Genomic DNA, 19,152 nt, shown 5'->3' with positions numbered 1-19,152 from the left:
AAACGCCGGCCTTGTGCCGGCGTTTTGTTTTTTTAGCCTGCCACCCAGCGACCTCATGGCGTACACTCTGCTCTTAAATGGGCATCACGTGGAGGCAACATCATGGCACCGATCAGGCTGCTGCGGGTGTATGACGTTCAGGCACCCTTTCCCCCCCATACCTTTCTTACCGATCGTCTCTGGCCGCGCGGCATCGCAAAGGCACGCCTCGAGGGTGTCTGTTGGCTGAAGGCGGTGGCACCCTCGACGGCATTACGCCAAGCGTTTCATCATGCGACGTTGGATTGGCCGGGCTTTGTCGCGCGTTATCGGGATGAATTGGCGGCGGCGCCGGAGACCTGGCAGCCGCTGGTGCAATTGCTGCACCAGGGCGAGGCGATCACCTTGCTCTATGGCAGTCGCGATAGCCATTGTAATCAGGCCGTGGCGTTGCGCGACTGGTTGTTGGAACAGATCAAGGCAGACGCGTAAAACTGCCATCGAGGGTCCGGCGGAAGGTGACTTGTTGATTCGCCGTGGTCTCGATTTTCAATGCCTGGATCTGTCCTTGGGCGTTGTGGCGGATCAGGACATGTTGCCCGGCCTTGAGGTTGCTTAGTGGCCGATCCTCACCCTCGACGCGGGCCATGGCGAAGGCATCGGTGACATCGAGATTATGATCGCGTAGCAATTGTGCCAGGGTTTGTCCCGGCTGGATCAGATACTCTTGCCAGGCAGTCTGCTCCGGCGTGGGCTCCGCCTCTTGCAGTTCGGCTTGCATCGGTTCCGTGTCGACACTCCGTTCGACCGGGAAGGCGGATGGCGCAGGATCGGCTGCCGGCCACAATAGCGCCAGCAGCAGTAGGGTGGCGGCGGCGATGATCCCGCGACGGTGGAAGGCGGGTAATGGTGACATCCAGCCGAACTGATCCGGCAGGTGCCAGAGGGTAACGAGTTCCGTTCGGCCCCATTGCCAGCTACGCCGGAGATCATCGGGACCTACTCGTAGGGTGGGGCGGCTCAAGCGTGAGCGCAGACGTAACCATTGCGTCCGGCTGAAGAGTGCATCATAGCCGGGACTCTTACTCTTTTTGGGCGCAATTCTGCCCATGTTAACCTCACTCGCGTGATAGGCCGCGCCATCCGGGCCATACTCAGCCTAGTGGCTCCGAAGTGGCATAAATAGGATAACAATCCGAAAAATCACCGTGATCGCCAGAGATGGTGATGGCGACAATAGCGAGGCGGTCATTGTTTCTTTTTCGCTGACAAAAGTCACCCTTATCGCGACAACATTTTACCCATCGCAACGGCGCTGCTATGCTGCGCGTTCTACTTTCTGTGACGAAAAGGAAACATCATGTCGACCCCGGCTTTTGACAGTATAGAAGCGCAAGCAAGTTATGGTATCGGTCTTCAGGTCGGTCAGCAGCTCAATGAGTCTGGCCTGCAGGGTTTACAGCCGGAGGCGTTGCTGGCAGGTCTGCGCGATGCGATGGAAGGGAATGCGCCGGCAGTGCCGGTTGAGACAGTACATCGCGCACTGCGTGAGATCCATGAGCGCGCCGATGCGGTGCGTCGTGAGCAGCAGAAGGCATTGGCCGAAGCCGGTGAGCGCTTTCTCGCCGAGAATGCACAGCAGGACGATGTGACCGTGACGGAATCCGGTTTACAGTTCAAGGTGTTGAAGCAGGGTGAAGGCGCCATCCCCTCTCGTCAGGATAAGGTGCGTGTGCACTATACGGGTCGCCTGGTCGACGGTACGGTATTCGATAGCTCCGAGCAGCGTGGCGAGCCGGCGGAGTTCCCGGTCGGTGGCGTGATCGCAGGCTGGATCGAGGCGCTGAGCATGATGCCGGTCGGTTCTCGCTGGCAGCTGTACATCCCGCATCAGCTGGCCTATGGCGAGCGTGGTGCCGGTGCCGCGATCGCACCGTATAGCGCGTTGATTTTCGACGTCGAGCTGTTGGATATCCTCTAAGGGTTTCTGCCAGCGAGGAAACGGGGCCGGCGTGGTACGGCCCCGTTTTTTTTGGCCGTTTTAGCTACCCGCGAGCGCACGAGGAAACAGTAGATTATTTTCCAGGCTGATGTGCGCCATTAGGTCATCAACCAGCTCGTTAATACCGGCATATAGGGCTCGCCAGGTGGTACAAGCGCCCTGTGGCGGCGTCATGTTATCCGTCAGGAAGCGGATGACGTCGAGTAGTTCTCCTGCGTCACGATGCTCATGCTCCATGACCGAGATCGGTCCCTGGCAACGCGCTCCCTCCCCCTGTTCGATCAGCGGAAATAGAATACGCTCCTCCTTCATCATATGACTGTCCAACTCCTGGCGTAGTGAGTCAAGCTGCTTGGCCAACCCGCGCGGGCAGCCAACCTTATCGGCATGCACCTGTTCGACCTTCTGTGCCATCAACGCCAATTCGGGAAGCTGTTCGCGGTGGCGTTGATGATAACGGCTAACGATGAAGGCGGTCAGTTCCGCCAGGGGGGCCTGTTGCCAGTCTCGCTGAGTAGAGGGGTGGTGTTCCAACTCGGCCAGTTGACGCTCCAGGGCGTCTAAATCTAGAGCGTGACGGGCTGCCGCACGCTGAAGGGTTTGTTTACCGCCACAACAAAAATCTAATTGGTACTGGCGGAAGAGGCGTGTGGCACGAGGGATGCTGATGGCGAGTTCACCGAGCGGGCGATCGCGATAGGTCATGATGGACTCCTTAGGGTAATTGCATAAGTTGTATTTTAAATGCAATTTAGTTTCGATGCCATCCCTGTTGATGACGTGCAGTGAAATTGCCGTAGCATGGAGAGGAAATTACGCGGTACGCTGGCGTTTATTGTTGGTAAAACCGATGATGAACGGTATGGGTGCGTCCATACCGTCAGGCACGACGGAGGGTGAAAGGGCGTGTCATCGTCACGTTTAACTCAGAGGGAGGGAAGCGTATGTTAGAACAGGTGTGTCAGCTAGCGCGTGCGGCAGGTACAGAGATTATGGCGGTGTATCAGGGCTCGCAGCCGTTAGACTTGGCCTATAAGGGGGATGACTCGCCGGTGACGGCGGCCGATTTAGCGGCACATGCGCTGATTAAGCAGGGTCTGGCACAGATTGCGCCACACATCCCTCTGTTGTCAGAAGAGGCACCGCCGGCATGGGCACAGCGGCGTGACTGGCAGCGTTATTGGCTGGTGGATCCGTTGGACGGGACTAAAGAGTTTCTGCAACACAATGGCGAGTTTACCGTTAACATTGCCCTGATCGAGCAAGGTGTGCCAACGTTGGGTGTGGTCTATGTTCCCGTGAGCGGGGTACTGTATGCCGCCAGTGAGGGCAAGGCTTGGAAGGAGCTGGATGGCGTGCGCATGGCGATCAGTGTGCGCAATGTGGCGCCGCCGGTGGTGGTGATTAGCCGCTCGCATGGTGACGCGGAGTTGACGGACTATCTGCAACAGTTGGGTGAGCATAAGACGATGATGGTCGGATCATCGCTGAAGTTCTGCCTGGTGGCGGAAGGTGCGGCTCAGCTTTATCCCCGCTTTGGGCCGACGCATGTTTGGGATACCGCGGCGGGTCATGCCATCGCTCAGGCGGCAGGCGCTCAGGTACGTGATTGGCAAGGTAAAACGTTGGACTACACACCGGCCGAGTCGTTGCTTAATCCGGGATTCCGCGTCTCATTATATTGATACCGTCTACGCTCGGCGTGCTCCCCTCGCTGAGGGGCGAGACGCGCCGGGCAAGTGTCGCGCCCAGGGCTACCCTTGTGCGCTTTCCTTCTCGTCGCGCCAATCGGTGCGACAGTGAGATATTCCGATTTTCCTCTAGAAAGCGCGATTAACGATATATAAATATAAAAAATCCTATTACTTTTTGCATACCATTCTGTCAGCTAAGGTAAATTTAGCGAAATATTCGGCTCTGTTTGCACTAATCATAGGTAAAGCTGTCTATAGTTAACGTCCATCGTGCGCTGCGCTCGTGTGCCGTTTTGGCAGAGGAAAGGTTGCCTTACTACGAGCGTGATAGAGGGAGAAATAAAAATGAAAATCTTTCAGCGGTATAACCCGCTGTTGGTCGCTAAATACGTCAAGACGCTATTTCGTGGTCGTCTTTACATTCATGGTATCGGCGCCTTTGAATTTGATATGGGACGTATTCTGTTGCCGAAGGTACGTGATAAACGCCATCTCAGTGTGATGTCGGAGATTAACCGCCAGGTCGTGCGCCTACAGGCGGAGATGGCCTGAGGCGCAGTCAGTCAGATTGCGTCGAGAGGAGAGTGAGGCGGCCATGCCGCCTGCAGATTATTTTACTGCCGGTTGAGAGGATTCGCTCTCGTTGCCCGCTTCGTCGGGCTGGCTGGCGGGGAGACGCTCCGCGAGGCGCGTGACCAGCAGCTGATCGATCTTATAGCTGTCGATATCCACTACCTCGAATTTATACCCCGCGTATTTGACCGCGTCGGTACGTTTCGGGATCTTGCGCAGCATATACATCATGAAACCGCCGATGGTTTCGTAGTTACTGGACTGGGGAAACTCCTCGATATCCAGTACGCGCATCACGTCATCGATCGGGGTGACGCCCTCGACCAACCATGAGTTTTCGTCACGGGCAATGATTTGCTCCTCCTGCCCTTGGCCGACCAGATCGCCCATCAGGGTGGTCATGACATCATTGAGCGTGATTACCCCGACCACCAAGGCATACTCGTTCAGGATGACGGCAAAGTCTTCCCCCGCATTCTTAAAGCTTTCCAACGCTTCGGAGAGTGTCAGGGTATCCGGCACGATCAACACGTTACGGATTTGCACTCCACTGCTGAGCACCAGACTCTGGTTGCCGAGTACACGGTTAAGCAGATCCTTGGAGTCGACATAACCCACGACGTGGTCAATGGCGCCATCACAGACTAAGAACTTGGAGTGAGGATGGGTCGATACCTTCTCCTTGATGCCCTCTTCGCTCTCGCTCAGGTCGAAGTAGATGATGCTCTCACGCGGTGTCATCGAGGAGGGAACAGTACGTGACTCTAGCTCAAATACATTCTCGATGATCTCGTGCTCTTGCTTACGCAACACACCGGCCAGCGCACCGGCCTCGACCACGGCATAGATATCGTCTGGGGTAATATCATCCTTACGCACCATGGGGATCTTGAACAGGCGGAAGATGAGGTTAGCCAGGCCGTTAAAGAACCACACCAACGGGCGGAACAGTAACAGGCAGAAACGCATCGGGTTGACAATCCGTACGGCCACCGCTTCGGGGGATATCATACCGATGCGCTTCGGTGTCAGGTCGGCGAACAGGATGAAACTGCCGGTGACTAACACGAAGGAGCAGATAAAGCTGGCTTGTTGGGAAACATCCAGCGGCATAAAGCGGTCGAACAACAGGCGAAAAGTCGGCGAGAACGCGGCATCACCGACGATACCACCGAGGATGGCGACGGCATTGAGGCCGATCTGCACCACGGTAAAGAAGTAGCCGGGCTGCTCTTGTAACGCCATGACGCGCGCCGCGTTGATATCGCCCTCGTCCGCCATGGTTTTCAGCTTCATCTTGCGTGAGGCGGCCAGAGATATTTCCGAGATCGAGAAAAAGGCACTGATCGCGATCAGTATAATAATCAGTAAGATACTGTTTAACATAATCTATCCGTATTAACCGGGAACGGTCCGGGAGGCCGGAAAGGCGGTGTGACGCCATCAGGAATATTGTGTATTGGGGCCGGTAGAGGATCCCCCCGGAGTTTACCGGGTTGTATCATCAAACCCGGGTCAGACAGCGCGCCAGATCGGATGGCTGGGCGCAGTATGACCCGGTTAGTATAGCAGGAGCAACAAGCAACCAGCTAGTGGTGAAAATCTACCCGTTAGCTATCTAACTCTTTGCTATGGCACTGATTAGGAGGGCATCTTCCTCTTATTCGGGTAGACATACGCCGATGCCGCCCAAACCACAATACCCTTGCGGGTGCTTATACAGGTACTGTTGATGTTCCTCTTCGGCATAGTAGAAGGGGCCCGCGGGCGTGATCTCGGTCGTAATGGGGCGGAGATCGCCCGCCTGCCGCATCGCCTGAGTAAATCGTATACGGCTGTCCTGCGCGGCTTGCTGCTGCTGTGGCGTCAGCGGGAATAACGCCGAACGGTATTGGTTACCAATGTCGTTGCCTTGGCGCATGCCTTGAGCTGGATCGTGGTTTTGCCAGAATAGGCGCAGCAGCGCCGGGTAGTCGATATGCGCCGGATCGAATACCACGCGTACCGTCTCGGCGTGACCGGTTTGCCCGCTACAGACCTCGCGATAGGTGGGGTTAGGCGTCAAGCCACCGCTGTAGCCAGCGGCGGTGCTATATACACCAGGCTGTTGCCAGAATAGGCGCTCAACCCCCCAGAAACAGCCCATAGCGAAGAGCGCCTCTTCCATACCGGCAGGGACGCCGTACAACGCATGGCCGTTAACCGCATGCTGTGGGGTAATGATCATCGCTTGGCTACGTCCGGGCAGCGCCTGGGCGGGGGTCAGCGGTAAGCTATCGTGATCGTTGTGCAAAATATCCTCCAAACGCTAATAAATAGGCAGTTGAACGGCGAAAAATCTGAAAACGTACACGGAGCCGTCATCTATGAGAGGTTAATCGTTGTATTGTGGAAAACAGTCTAATCTCGAATAATCATGATTTTCCTGTTTCGTTGTATCCCACGCCGGCTTTGCGCACAATATGTCCGCATGAGTACGCCGTAGGAGGGGAGCCTGCGCCTAGGCCAGCGCGCGGAAGTTCAGCGGTGGAAAGAGTGTTAGCGTTAAGTTTACTGCGGGAGTTTGCATGCCACGATTGCCTAAGGTTGGCCTACTGTGTCTATTATTGGCCGCGCCATTGGCGCATGCCGCACAACTGAAGTTGGTGGTGGAGGGATTAAGCGGACGGCTGCAAAAGAATGTGAATGCCACGCTGTCGACCATCGCGGAGGATGAGATCAGCAACGATGGCCGTTTTCGGGTGCGTGCCGCGGATGCGATTCGCCAAGGTTTACGCGCCTTGGGTTATTTTCAGCCCACGATCGAGTTCTCCTTTCGTCCGGGATCGGCCTTCTCGCGCCCGCAATTGATCGCTCAGGTGACGCCGGGTGAACCGGTGCGCATCGCCGGCGTGAATGTGCGTATCCGGGGGGAGGCTAAGGATGATCCCACCTACCAGGCGTTACTCGCGTCATCCTTGCCCCCCATTGGCAGTGTTCTGGACCAGGGTGACTACGATAGTCTCAAGAGTGCCCTGAACTCGCTGGCGCTGCAGCGTGGCTATTTCGACGCCACCATGCCGGTACACCAGCTCGGAGTCATCGAAGATCAGCATAAGGCCTATTGGGACATCGAATTCGACAGTGGGCCGCGTTACCGCTTCGGTGCCGTGCAGTTCAGCGGCTCGCAGATCCGCACGCCCTATTTACAGAATCTACGTCCCTTCAAGCAGGGCGACTATTACAATGCCGGCGACTTGGCCAAGTTCAGTGGCAATCTGTCGGCGACCAACTGGTTTAACTCCGTGGTGGTCTCACCCGATTTTAAAGCGGTCGGGGCGGATCATAGCCTGCCGATGCAGGCGGTGGTAACGCCGCGCAGCCGTAACATGGTCGATCTCGGGGGCGGCTATGCCACCGATGTCGGCCCACGGCTTAAGCTCGGTTGGAAGCGTCCCTGGACGAACTCCTATGGCCATAGTCTCGATACCTCGCTCAATCTCTCCGTGCCGGAGCAGACAGTGGACTTCAGCTATAAGATCCCGCTGCTGAAGAATCCGCTGGAGCAGTACTACCTGGTGCAGGGCGGTTTTCAGCGTACCGATCTGAATGACACGGAGTCTGACTCGACGACCCTGAATCTGGCGCGTTATTGGGATCTGTCCAGTGGTTGGCAGCGCGGGATCAACCTGCGTTGGAGCCTCGATCACTTTACCCAGGGTAATACCACCGAGACCACCATGCTGCTCTATCCCGGTGTCAGCGTAAACCGGACCCGTTCACGCGGCGGCTTGATGCCGACCTGGGGCGATACGCAGCGTTACTCGTTAGAGGTCTCCAACATGAGCTGGGGATCGGCGGTCGATTTCGCGGTGATCCAGGCGCAGAACGTCTGGATCCGTACCCTGGCGGAGAAACATCGTTTCGTGGTGCGTGGTAATCTGGGGTGGATTGAAACCAATGATTTTAATAAGGTTCCTCCTTCTCTACGTTTCTTCGCCGGCGGCGATCGTAGTATCCGCGGCTATAAGTACAAGTCGATTTCGCCCAAAGATAGCGAGGGTAAGTTGACCGGGGCCTCACGCTTGGTGACCGGCTCGTTAGAGTATCAATACAATCTGAGCGGTAAGTGGTGGGGCGGCGCTTTCATCGACTCCGGTGAGGCGGTCAATGACATTACGAAGAGTAATTTTCACACCGGTACGGGGGTCGGGCTGATTTGGGTCTCGCCGGTCGGCCCGATCCGGCTCAACTTAGCCGTACCGGTCGGCAGTGAGGATAAACACGATTTGCAGTTTTACATCGGACTGGGGCCTGAGTTATGAGGCTGTATAACATCTCGCGCTATGTGTTGATGGCGTTATTGGGGCTACTGCTGTTGCTGGTGGCGCTGTTGGGCGCGCTGATGACCCAGAGCGGATTACACCTGGCACTCAATGCCGCTGCCCGCTGGGTTCCCGGTTTGGAGATTGGCCGTGTGGAGGGGGGCTGGCGCGATCTGACCCTAAGCGATGTCGGCTATAAGATGCCGGGCGTGGCCGTACAGGTTGGGCAGTTTCATCTGTCGCTGGATATGGGGTGCCTGAAGCAGAGCGAACTCTGCCTGAATGTGCTGAGCGCACAGCGGGTCCGGGTCGATGTGAATACACAGGCGTTACCGCCGAGCGAGCCGCAAGTGGCGCCGGCGCAGCCATTGGGGCGCTTAAGCACACCCTACCCATTACTGGTGCGTCTGCTGCGTCTCAATGATGTGCAAGTTAATGTGGATGGGACGGCTATTGCCTTGACGTCGCTCCGTAGCGGGGCGGCCTGGCGGGAGCAGCGTGTGAGCGTGTTGCCGAGCCATATTCAGGGGCTGCGCATCGTATTACCGCCAGATAGCGCATCACCGCCGCCGCCTCCGTCTCATCAGCCGGGCACACGACAGACCATGCCTGAGCCATTGGGCGAGACGTTGACGGCGTTGTTCGCACGTCCCTTGTTGCCAGCCCTAAGCGGATTGGATCTACCACTGGATGTGGCGATCAGCCGTATCTCGGCGGAGCAGGTACAGATCCGGGCGGCGAGCGAGGTAGATATCTCCTCGCTGGAGTTGCGGGCGGCCGTGGACCAACAACGTCTGACATTGCATACCCTGAAGATCCTGGCGAAACAAGGGGCGTTGACGGCACGGGGTAGCGCACGCTTCAGCGGCGACTGGCCGCTGGATCTACGGTTGAACGCGAGCGTCAATCAGGCGCCCTTGACGGGAGAAAAGCTACGTTTGGCACTCTCCGGGGCGTTGTACGGCACGCTGGCGCTTGACGCCAACCTCTCAGGCCCGCTGCGGGCAACCTTGCAGGGTGAGACCCAACTGGCTAAGGCGGGGTTACCGTTGTCGCTGGCACTCGATAGTAACGCTCTACGCTGGCCATTGAGCGCGACGCCGGATTACCAGGTTAATGCGTTGAAGCTGCGTCTCGCTGGGAGCGCGCACGATTATCGCCTGCAATTGAGCGGAGATTTCAGGGGTAAGGGGCTACCCGATGCCCGTGTCGACCTAAAGGGGAACGGCAATGAGCGGCAGTTTACCCTGAGTAAACTACAGCTGGCGGCGTTGGATGGTCAGGCGGAGGTACAGGGGGTGGCCGACTGGAGCAAGGCGATCAGTTGGCGCGCCAATCTGACACTGGCGGGGATCAATACCGGTCGCCAATGGCCCGAGTGGCCCTCGAAATTGACAGGCAAGCTGGAGACGCGCGGTAGCCTGTACGGCGGGAGTTGGCAGTTAAACGTCCCCCAGTTGCAGTTGGCAGGGCGGATTAAACAGAATGTGGTCGATGTGCGCGGTCAGTTGCGCGGTAACCAGGCCGGGCAGTGGCAGATCCCGCAGTTGCATATTGCGCTGGGGCGTAACCGCATCGACATTAATGGCGATCTGGCGGAAAAGCGCTGGTCACTGGATGCGCGCATCGATGCTCCACACCTGGATGGTACCTTGCCGGGCTTGGCCGGTACGGCGCGTGGCATGCTGAAGCTGCGCGGCGATAGTCAGGCGCCGCAGTTATTGGCCGATCTACAGGCTAACGGGCTACGTTGGCAGGAGCTGACCATTCGGCGCCTGGCGTTGTTGGGGGATGTACGCTCCGATAAGCAGATCCAAGGAAAGGTGGATCTGCGGGTGGATCAGTTGCAGCAGGGTGAGATCGCCATAAGCCAGCTCACCCTACGTGCTGGGGGGGATGAGCGCCAGCACCGCCTCCAGTTGGTGGTGCAGGGGACCCCGCTCGCCGGCCAGCTGACGCTGAACGGTAGCCTGGCGCAAGATAAGCGTAGCTGGAGTGGCACCCTGACGAATACCGACTTTACCACCCCGGTTGGGGAGTGGCGTCTGACTCGCCCGATCGCCCTGAACTACGGTGTCGCGAAGCAACAGATGGCCATCGGCCCGCACTGCTGGGCTAACCCTCATGCCCGATTGTGCGTGCCGCAGACCATTGAGGTCGGGGAAAGCGGTCATGCCAGCCTGGTGTTAGAGCGTTTCGATCTGGCGATGTTGCAACCCTTCTTGGGGCCGGATACCCATCTGAGTGGGGGCTTTACAGGGCGAGCGCAGGCGACCTGGCAGGCGGGGCAAGGGTTACCACAGGCGCGTATCACGTTGAAGGGCGATGGGGTCAACATTACGCAGAATGTACAGGGCAATAAGTTACCGATCACCCTGAGTCAGGCGACGCTGGAGGCGACGTTGGCGCAGGGGCAGGCACGGTTAACCTGGCTGCTCGGCATCGCCGGCAATGGTCAGCTGCGCGGCGACGTGCGTGTCGCCAATTTACTGGGCGCGCGCAACCTGTCCGGTAATATCGACATCGATCGTTTCTCGTTAGCGTTGTTAAACCCGGCCTTGATGAAAGGGGAGAAGGTGCAGGGGATGCTGAACGCCGCGCTGCGCTTGGGGGGGACGACGCTGCATCCACAGTTATATGGCCGCCTGGCGTTGGAGGGGGTAGATATCGATGGACAATTTATGCCGATCGATGTCACCGATGCCAACCTGGCGATCAACTTTGTGGGGATGAGCTCGACCTTGCAGGGGGTGATCAAGACCTCTCAGGGCCAGTTGAATCTGTCGGGTAACGCCGACTGGCGTAATCTGAACGCCTGGCGAGCCAGCATCGCCGCCAGCGGGACTCGTCTGCGAGTAACGGTACCGCCGATGGTACGCCTCGATGTCTCGCCGAACATCGTGTTCGACGCGTCACCGAATCAGCTGTCGCTCAATGGACGCGTGGACATTCCTTGGGCGCGTATCACGGTGCAAGAGTTACCGGAGAGTGCAGTCGGCGTCTCATCCGATGAGGTGATGCTGAATAATGCCCATCAGCCGATCAAGCCCGTGACCGCCTCGATTCCGCTGCATACCGATCTGACCATCGCCATCGGCAACAATGTGCGCCTTTCGGCCTTCGGTCTCAAGGCGGCGCTCAAGGGCGAGTTGAAGGTGATTCAGAACCAGAATGGCCTGGGACTGAATGGTCAGATCATGATCCCGCAGGGGCGGTTTGCCGCTTACGGCCAGGATCTCTTGATCCGTCAAGGAGAGTTGCTGTTCGCTGGCCCTCCGGGTAATCCGCTACTTAATATCGAAGCAATACGTAATCCGGAGTCGACGGCGAACGATGTTACGGTAGGCGTTCGTGTCACGGGACTTGCCGATCAACCGAAACTGGAAGTATTCTCAGATCCGGCAATGTCACAACAACAAGCCCTATCATATCTATTGCGTGGCCAAGGGTTGGATAGCACCGGCGCGGACAGTAATGCGATGACGTCGATGTTGATCGGTCTAGGCGTCGCGCAGAGTGGTAAGCTGGTGGGTAAAATCGGCGAAACCTTCGGCGTGAGTAATTTGACGTTGGATTCACAAGGGGTGGGTGACAGTTCTCAGGTCGTGGTCAGCGGTTATGTTCTGCCGGGGCTACAGGTGAAGTATGGCGTGGGGATCTTCGATTCACTGGCCACGCTGACGTTGCGTTACCGCCTGATGCCGAATCTGTACCTGGAAGCGGTGTCTGGCGTGAATCAGGCACTTGATCTGCTCTATCAGTTTGAGTTTTAACCATGCGAGTGATTGTCTACGGAAGTCTGCGCCGTAAGCAGGGCAACAGCCACTGGATGACCAATGCCACCTGGCTGGGCGATTATGTACTGGAGGGCTACGAGCTGTATGATCTGGGCCATTATCCAGCGGTAGTACCCGGTGAGGGGAGGGTCTATTGCGAAGTGTATCGCATTACCTCGTCGATCTTGGCGGAGCTGGATGAGCTGAAGAGTAACAGTAAGGATTATCGGCGCGAGTTGATTAAAACGCCGTATGGCGTCGCCTGGATCTACATCTATCTCAACGAGGTGAGTGGATTGCCGCGTATCGCTAGCGGTGATTGGCTAAAGCGTGATGATGAGGTAGCGTGAGGAATAAAAAACACCGCCATGAGGCGGTGTTTTTTTAACACGTTAAGCGATTACTTGTTCTTAGCGCGTTCGAAAGAGGCGATGATCTCGGCCTTGGCTGCATCGGCGTTATCCCAGCCGTCAACTTTGACCCACTTACCTTTTTCCAGATCTTTGTAGTGTTCAAAGAAGTGGGCGATCTGGGCACGCAGTAGTTCCGGGAGATCGTTCACATCTTTAATGTGATCATACTCTTTGGTCAGTTTGCTGTGCGGAACGGCGACCAGCTTGGCATCTTCGCCCGCTTCGTCGGTCATCTTCAGCACGCCGACCGGGCGGCAGCGGATCACAGAACCTGGCTGCAGCGGATACGGAGTCGGGACCAGCACGTCAACCGGATCGCCGTCCAGAGACAGGGTGTGGTTGATGTAGCCGTAGTTGCACGGGTAGAACATGGCGGTAGACATGAAGCGGTCTACAAACAGGGCACCAGTGTCTTTGTCGATTTCATATTTGATCGGATCGGCGTTAGCCGGGATTTCGATCACTACATAGATATCTTCCGGCATATCTTTACCGGCCGGGACGTTGATCAAGCTCATGTCGGTTTCCTTTCATCAAACCAGAAATGGAGTGACGGCTATTATAGCCGCCACTCCACAAATGAACAGAGTATGACGCGTAATGCGCCTTGTCTGGCGCGGGATTATTCGTCGGGGAATTGGTGCATGAAATGTTCGGCATCGTCGACCATTGCGCTGCTGCCGACAAAGAAAGGACAACGCTGGTGCAGGTGGTCTGGCTCGATATCCAGAATACGACGGAAGCCGTCGCTGGCTTTGCCTCCGGCCTGTTCGGCCAAGAATGACATCGGGTTGCACTCATACAGCAGACGCAACTTACCCTGCGGATGGCTAGCGGTGCTTGGGTAGATGTAGATGCCACCCTTCAGCAGGTTGCGGTGGAAATCGGCGACCAGCGAACCGATATAGCGTGAGGTATAGGGGCGTTGTGTCTCGCTATCTTGCTCTTGACAGTATTTGATGTACTTCTTCACGCCCAACGGGAATTTGATGTAGTTGCCTTCGTTGATGGAGTACATATTGCCATTATGTGGGAAGCGCAGACGCTCGTGGGAGAGGCAGAATACCCCCAGCGAGGGATCGTAGGTGAAGGCGTGTACCCCATTGCCGGTGGTATAAACCAGCATGGTTGAGGAGCCATACACCACATAGCCTGCCGCGACCTGGCGGTTGCCTGGCTGGAGGAAGTCTTCACGCGTCACCGGCGTGCCGCTTGGCGTGATACGGCGATAGATAGAAAAAATAGTTCCGACAGAGACATTGACATCAATGTTGGAGGAGCCGTCCAGTGGATCCATCAGCACGACATATTTAGCATTATTGGCCCGGTCACCCTCGAAGATGACGATGTCATCCTCCTCCTCGGAGGCGATCCCCGCCACTTCGCCACGCGCCTTCAGTGCCGCCTTGAGTTTCTCGTTGGCGTACAGATCAAGCTTCATCTGTACTTCACCCTGAATATTTTCAACGCCGCTGGCACCGATGATATCGACCAGCCCCGCCTTATTGATATCGCGGTGGATGATTTTGGCGCCCAGTTTTATTGCGGAGAGAAGAGCGGTAAGCTCACCAGTAGCGTGAGGAAAGTCCTGCTGTTTTTCGACGATAAACTCGCCTAGCGTTTTCATGTCACATTTCCTGATTGTGAGGAGTAGCGATTTTTTTTACAAACCGCCAACGTTTTCGCAGCGTATTTTAGCTAATGTATCGGGGCATTCCTAGGCAATTTCCTTTCGCCGACGCGGGAGTCAGCGTTAGAATGTGAACTAAATCAATGCAATCAACTGGAAGTATTATGCGCATTCATATTCTTGGAGTCTGCGGCACGTTTATGGGCGGGCTAGCCTTGCTGGCGCGTCAGCTGGGGCATGAGGTTACCGGGTCAGATGCCAACGTCTACCCACCGATGAGTACGCTATTGCAACAGCAGGGTATCACTCTGTTGGAGGGCTATGATCCTGCCCATCTGGATCCGCAACCGGATCTGGTGATCATCGGGAATGCGATGGCGCGCGGCAACCCGTGTGTTGAGGCGATCCTAGAACGCAACATTCCTTACGTCTCAGGCCCGCAGTGGTTGCATGATGAAGTTTTACGCCATCGCTGGGTGATCGCGGTTGCGGGCACGCATGGCAAAACGACAACGGCCGGGATGGTAAACTGGATCCTGGAAGCGTGCGGTTATCAACCTGGTTTCGTCATCGGTGGCGTGCCGGGAAACTTCGAGGTATCGGCGCGCCTGGGCGATAGCCCATTCTTCGTTATCGAGGCGGATGAGTATGATTGTGCCTTCTTCGATAAACGCTCCAAGTTTGTTCACTACTGTCCGCGCACGTTGATTCTGAATAACCTGGAGTTTGATCATGCGGATATTTTCGATGATCTCCGGGCGATTCAGAAACAGTTCCATCATTTGGTACGCTTGGTTCCGGGCAAGGGGCGGATTATTTCGCCGGCGAACGATGCGAACCTGAAGCAAGTCCTGGCTATGGGCTGTTGGAGCGAGCAGGAGCAGAGTGGCGAGGGGGCGGCTTGGCATGCACAAAAACTGTCGCCAGATGCCAGCCACTTTGTCGTGACCCTGGATGGCGAACGTGTCGGCGAGGTGCAGTGGTCACTGGTGGGTGAACACAATATGCATAATGGGCTGATGGCGATCGCCGCCGCTCGCCATGTCGGCGTTCCGCCTGCCGAGGCGTGCCGGGCGTTGGCCAGCTTTATTAATGCGCGTCGCCGCCTGGAGTTGCGTGGCGAAGCCTATGGCGTCACTGTCTACGACGATTTCGCCCATCACCCGACGGCGATCTTGGCTACGTTGGCGGCTTTACGCGGCAAAGTAGGCGGTACGGCACGTATTTTGGCGGTGTTGGAACCGCGCTCGAACACCATGAAGATGGGCGTGTGTAAGAATGAGTTGGCACCGGCGTTGGGGCGGGCAGATGAGGTCTACCTGTATCAGCCGCAGCATATTCCCTGGCAGGTGGTTGAGGTGGCTGAGGCCTGTGTACAACCGGCACATTGGAGTGCCGATCTCGATACGTTGGTCGATATGATCGTCAAGAATGCGCAGCCGGGAGACCATATCCTCGTGATGAGCAACGGGGGATTCGGCGGTATTCATGAACGCCTACTGCAGGCGTTGGCGCAGAAAGGGGCTCAACACTAAGCGTCGCCCCTCGTGAAAGAGAGGGTGTAATGAGAAAGCACAGCCTAGGCTGTGCTTTCTTTCTATTGTATTGCCCACGGAAACGGACGTTTAGCCGCGTGCCTGCCAATCGGTTTTGGCTTGGCCCGATGGTTGGCGGCGTTCAATCTCACCAGCGTGGCGAAGAGCGCATGTTAAGGTCTTTCATCTGCCTGTTTAGCGCGTTATCACGGCCATCGGCGATGTAAACGTTTTTTACTGCTAGCATGGCGAGATGCGGCGGACGGCGTTGTGGGGGCTCTGCGTTATAGCGGGGCCTTAGCGGTAAATCAATGCAGTAGCATGGTAGCTTCCATCGATCCGTTCTTCGATGATATGAAAGGCGCTGGCACCCTGCAGGCGCGCTTTGGTCGCTAACTGTTGGCCGATGTCGGCTTCAGTACCATCTAACCCGGCGACGCTGATCACCCCAATAGGTTGTAGGTGGTTGGCCTGTGCGGTGTTGATCTCCTTGACCTGTGCTGTGTCGGCGGCAACGCCGGCGAAAGAGAGTACGGAAAGGGTGCATAGGGTGGCGATAGCCATTTTAATTTTCATTGTGTTACTCCTCTGCTTTGGCATGTAGCCTGGTTAAAAATGTGATTTATCTCTCATTACGCAGTATATACTAATAACCGATATTATTAATACCATGCTAATCATCCCTTATGTTATTTTTTGGTTTTCTATCTATGGGATAGATCCTAATGGACTAAATAACGCCGGAAAAAAGAACAGCAATTAAAAAAAGCAATTAATAACAATGAATTATTGATTTTTGCTAAAAATGCGTTCGCTGTTTAGTGACCTAGGCTGACAAGGTGTGAGATCGCGGAGAGGATGAAGTGCGCAGGGGGCGGGTGTAAAAAAGCCCGACGAGCGGGCTTGTTGTGCACATCGCATGAGGCACGGCATCACGCCGTGCGTGCGCGTTTAGAGCTCTTGTTCGAATAACGCTAAGATCGCCGTGTAGAGTTGCTCAACACTGAAGCCTTTCGCCGGGGTGGTAAAGATGGTGTCGTCACCGGCGATGGTACCGAGGATACCTTCAGATTTCCCCAGTGAGTCCAGTAGGCGGGCGATCAACTGGGCCGCGCCCGGACTGGTGTGGATCACTACGATGGCGTCGTTATGATCGACATCGAGTACCAGATTCTTCAGCGGGCTGCTGGTGGTGGGGACCCCGAGCTCGGCTGGCAGGCAATAGACCATCTCCATTTTGGCATTACGCGTCCGTACGGCGCCAAATTTGGTCAACATGCGCGAGACTTTGGACTGATTGATGCTATCGAAGCCTAACTCTTGCAACGCTTGGACGATCTCGCCCTGAGAGCTGAACTTTTCCTCTTTCAGCAGCGCCTTGAATGCCTTGGTCAGGTCTTCTTGTTTCGTCGTGTTTCGCATTCTTCACCGTAAGGTAGCTATAGACCCTATCATTATGCATATTTTTGAATTTTTATGCAATTTTGTCTGTAAGTAAGCGTGTCATCACTGGCAGTTCAGCACGAAGTGGACGAATCCTAAAGGCGCTGTGCCAGGGGAAATAGGGAAAAAGAGAGCGACCGCACGGAAAAAGTAAATGAAATGTTATTAATATGATGTTGTTGTAATGTGAATTATCGTACGGATGTAATGCTGGAGTGAATAATAGGAGATAGCAGCAGGATCGCGCTGACGATTTGTTGCTATATCTTTCATCATTAAACCCTTTTTCCCATAAACATTGCAGCAGAGCATGGAATTAGTGTGTCAGCTCGCAATCTGAGTGTTAACAGATTGTTTTTTATAGAGTGATCAACTAAGGTGCTAAGCAGTGCATTCACGGCATTCTCCATTTAAATAGTAACAAGGAGTATAGAATGAAAGTTGCGGTTCTCGGCGCGGCGGGTGGCATTGGCCAGGCGCTCGCTCTTCTGCTTAAGACACAGCTGCCTTCAGGTTCAGAACTCTCTCTCTATGATATCGCGTCGGTAACGCCGGGCGTTGCTGTCGATTTGAGCCATATTCCGACGGCAGTCAAGGTGCGCGGTTTCGGTGGTGAGGATGCCTCTCCTGCCCTGGAAGGGGCGGATATCGTCTTGATCTCTGCTGGTGTGGCACGTAAACCGGGGATGGACCGTTCCGATCTGTTCAACGTTAATGCTGGCATTATTCGTAATCTGATCAGTCAGGTGGCGCGCGCCTGTCCGAACGCCTGTATCGGTATCATCACCAACCCGGTGAATACCATGGTGCCGATTGCGGCAGAAGTATTGAAGAAGGCGGGTGTCTACAACCCGAGTAAGCTATTCGGCGTGACCACGCTGGATATCATTCGCTCTAACACCTTCGTCGGCGAATTGAAGAACCTGGATCCGGCGACCCTCGATATTCCTGTGATTGGCGGGCATTCCGGCGTGACCATTCTGCCGCTGCTGTCTCAGATCCCGGGCGTCAGTCTCACTGAGCAAGAAGTGACCGATCTGACGAAGCGTATTCAGAACGCGGGCACCGAAGTCGTGGAAGCCAAGGCCGGTGGCGGATCGGCGACGCTGGCGATGGGTCAGGCGGCGGCACGTTTTGCGCTCTCCCTGGTCCGCGCCATGCAGGGCGACGAGAATGTGGTCGAATGCGGCTATGTCGAGAGTGAGGGTGAGTATGCCCGTTTCTTCGCTCAGCCGTTGTTGCTGGGTAAAGAGGGCTTGGTACAGCGCCTGAGCATCGGTACGCTGAGCGCCTTCGAACAGCATGCATTGGAGAGCATGTTGGATGTGTTGCGTAAGGATATCGCGTTAGGCGAAGACTTTATCAATAAGTAAATCTGACTTATGCAGCGACGAAACCGCAGGCATCGCCTGCGGTTTTTTTATGTCGAGGATTACGTTTTTCGTTTGCTCAGCACATCGCGGATCAGGCTCTTACGATCGAGCAGCTCGTGTGTGACGGGATCGTAGTAACGGCTAGGCCAGATCTTGCTGGGATGGATTTCTAGCGCATCGGCGATCAACCATTCACCTTTGGGCCAGGCGCGCGTCAACGCGTTGGCGAGGGTGGAGCTGGAGAGGCCAGCATTGCGTGACACTTGGGTGAGCGTCAGTTTGCGTTTATGCAGAGCGGCGATGATTTCGGCGGGGTGCCAATCTTCCGGAATTGTTTTTTTCATCGGTGGTTTCCTTATCACTGGACATACCTTCATGGTATCGGCGTTTGAAAAACGCACTATCACTATCTAAAAACCACGCTTTCTTT

General features: G+C 55.8%; 18 protein-coding genes. 9 read left to right on the top strand and 9 right to left on the bottom strand.

All coding sequences use genetic code 11. The annotated features are described in order from the left end of the window. The first annotated feature begins 102 nt into the window (after positions 1 to 102). Positions 103 to 471, top strand: a complete 369-nt coding sequence (locus tag DCL27_RS14750) for a DUF488 domain-containing protein (RefSeq protein ID WP_005281231.1) — start codon at positions 103 to 105, stop codon at positions 469 to 471. Here the strand turns inward: DCL27_RS14750 and DCL27_RS14745 are convergent. Continuing rightward, complete coding sequence (locus tag DCL27_RS14745; protein ID WP_005281234.1) at positions 455 to 1,090, bottom strand: LysM-like peptidoglycan-binding domain-containing protein; 636 nt, start codon at positions 1,088 to 1,090, stop codon at positions 455 to 457. The two genes, DCL27_RS14750 and DCL27_RS14745, sit on opposite strands and share 17 nt — an antisense overlap. 249 nt (positions 1,091 to 1,339) lie before the next feature. Between DCL27_RS14745 and DCL27_RS14740 the strand changes: the two genes are divergently transcribed. After that, the gene (locus DCL27_RS14740) at positions 1,340 to 1,960 is read left to right on the top strand and encodes a peptidylprolyl isomerase (RefSeq protein ID WP_005281240.1); all 621 of its coding nucleotides are present in this window, start codon (positions 1,340 to 1,342) and stop codon (positions 1,958 to 1,960) included. A 60-nt stretch (positions 1,961 to 2,020) separates the two neighbouring features. On the opposite strand, the gene ytfE is transcribed toward DCL27_RS14740, so the two are convergent. Continuing rightward, a complete protein-coding gene (ytfE, locus tag DCL27_RS14735) occupies positions 2,021 to 2,686 on the bottom strand; it encodes an iron-sulfur cluster repair protein YtfE (protein WP_035600546.1) in 666 nt (221 codons plus the stop codon). Positions 2,687 to 2,925: 239 nt separating this feature from the next. On the opposite strand from ytfE, the gene cysQ reads away from it, so the two are divergent. Together cysQ and DCL27_RS14725 are read left to right on the top strand one after the other, a co-directional pair. Beyond that, on the top strand, positions 2,926 to 3,666 hold the full coding sequence (gene cysQ / locus DCL27_RS14730) for a 3'(2'),5'-bisphosphate nucleotidase CysQ (RefSeq protein ID WP_005281250.1): 741 nt from the start codon (positions 2,926 to 2,928) through the stop codon (positions 3,664 to 3,666). A 354-nt stretch (positions 3,667 to 4,020) separates the two neighbouring features. Then, positions 4,021 to 4,227 carry a DUF1107 domain-containing protein gene (locus tag DCL27_RS14725; protein ID WP_005295986.1) on the top strand — a complete coding sequence of 69 codons (207 nt, stop codon included), beginning with the start codon at positions 4,021 to 4,023 and terminating at the stop codon, positions 4,225 to 4,227. 57 nt (positions 4,228 to 4,284) lie between these two features. On the opposite strand, the gene paeA is transcribed toward DCL27_RS14725, so the two are convergent. Together paeA and msrA are read right to left on the bottom strand one after the other, a co-directional pair. After that, a complete protein-coding gene (gene paeA, locus DCL27_RS14720) occupies positions 4,285 to 5,634 on the bottom strand; it encodes a polyamine export protein PaeA (protein ID WP_005281256.1) in 1,350 nt (449 codons plus the stop codon). Positions 5,635 to 5,908: 274 nt separating this feature from the next. Next, positions 5,909 to 6,475: a peptide-methionine (S)-S-oxide reductase MsrA gene (gene msrA, locus DCL27_RS14715; protein WP_216640850.1), complete on the bottom strand. Its 567-nt coding sequence runs from the start codon at positions 6,473 to 6,475 to the stop codon at positions 5,909 to 5,911. A gap of 340 nt (positions 6,476 to 6,815) precedes the next feature. On the opposite strand from msrA, the gene tamA reads away from it, so the two are divergent. From tamA to DCL27_RS14700, 3 genes are read left to right on the top strand one after another with little or no spacing between them, the layout of a single operon-like run. Further along, positions 6,816 to 8,552: an autotransporter assembly complex protein TamA gene (gene tamA / locus DCL27_RS14710; RefSeq protein WP_005281265.1), complete on the top strand. Its 1,737-nt coding sequence runs from the start codon at positions 6,816 to 6,818 to the stop codon at positions 8,550 to 8,552. Next, entirely contained in the window at positions 8,549 to 12,325 is a 3,777-nt protein-coding gene (tamB, locus tag DCL27_RS14705) for an autotransporter assembly complex protein TamB (RefSeq protein ID WP_005295979.1), read from the top strand. Before tamA ends, tamB begins: the two co-directional genes overlap by 4 nt. Before the next feature lie 2 nt (positions 12,326 to 12,327). Beyond that, a complete protein-coding gene (locus tag DCL27_RS14700; RefSeq protein ID WP_005281272.1) occupies positions 12,328 to 12,678 on the top strand; it encodes a gamma-glutamylcyclotransferase family protein in 351 nt (116 codons plus the stop codon). A 50-nt stretch (positions 12,679 to 12,728) separates the two neighbouring features. Here DCL27_RS14700 and ppa read toward each other — a convergent pair whose 3' ends face one another. Further along, on the bottom strand, positions 12,729 to 13,259 hold the full coding sequence (gene ppa, locus DCL27_RS14695; protein WP_005281275.1) for an inorganic diphosphatase: 531 nt from the start codon (positions 13,257 to 13,259) through the stop codon (positions 12,729 to 12,731). Between the two features lie 104 nt (positions 13,260 to 13,363). After that, positions 13,364 to 14,368, bottom strand: a complete 1,005-nt coding sequence (gene fbp / locus DCL27_RS14690; protein WP_005281278.1) for a class 1 fructose-bisphosphatase — start codon at positions 14,366 to 14,368, stop codon at positions 13,364 to 13,366. 167 nt (positions 14,369 to 14,535) lie between these two features. Between fbp and mpl the strand changes: the two genes are divergently transcribed. Further along, positions 14,536 to 15,906, top strand: coding sequence for a UDP-N-acetylmuramate:L-alanyl-gamma-D-glutamyl-meso-diaminopimelate ligase (gene mpl, locus DCL27_RS14685; RefSeq protein WP_005281281.1), 1,371 nt, complete (start codon positions 14,536 to 14,538; stop codon positions 15,904 to 15,906). Between the two features lie 297 nt (positions 15,907 to 16,203). Here mpl and DCL27_RS14680 read toward each other — a convergent pair whose 3' ends face one another. Further along, a complete protein-coding gene (locus tag DCL27_RS14680; protein WP_005295974.1) occupies positions 16,204 to 16,482 on the bottom strand; it encodes a YdgH/BhsA/McbA-like domain containing protein in 279 nt (92 codons plus the stop codon). Positions 16,483 to 16,857: 375 nt separating this feature from the next. After that, positions 16,858 to 17,328 (bottom strand): transcriptional regulator ArgR, encoded by a 471-nt coding sequence (gene argR, locus DCL27_RS14675; protein WP_005281290.1) that lies wholly within the window; start codon positions 17,326 to 17,328, stop codon positions 16,858 to 16,860. Positions 17,329 to 17,783: 455 nt separating this feature from the next. Here argR and mdh point away from each other — a divergent pair, with 455 nt between their 5' ends. Further along, a complete protein-coding gene (gene mdh / locus DCL27_RS14670) occupies positions 17,784 to 18,722 on the top strand; it encodes a malate dehydrogenase (RefSeq protein WP_005281293.1) in 939 nt (312 codons plus the stop codon). Between the two features lie 59 nt (positions 18,723 to 18,781). Here the strand turns inward: mdh and DCL27_RS14665 are convergent, their stop codons facing one another. Beyond that, the gene (locus DCL27_RS14665) at positions 18,782 to 19,066 is read right to left on the bottom strand and encodes a helix-turn-helix domain-containing protein (RefSeq protein WP_005281296.1); all 285 of its coding nucleotides are present in this window, start codon (positions 19,064 to 19,066) and stop codon (positions 18,782 to 18,784) included. Positions 19,067 to 19,152: the final 86 nt, after the last annotated feature.

Origin of the sequence: Edwardsiella tarda ATCC 15947 = NBRC 105688 (genome assembly GCF_003113495.2) — a bacterium.
GTDB lineage: Bacteria > Pseudomonadota > Gammaproteobacteria > Enterobacterales > Enterobacteriaceae > Edwardsiella > Edwardsiella tarda.
Note: the sequence above shows the minus strand (reverse complement) of the source record. Positions and strands in the feature narration are given on the sequence as shown.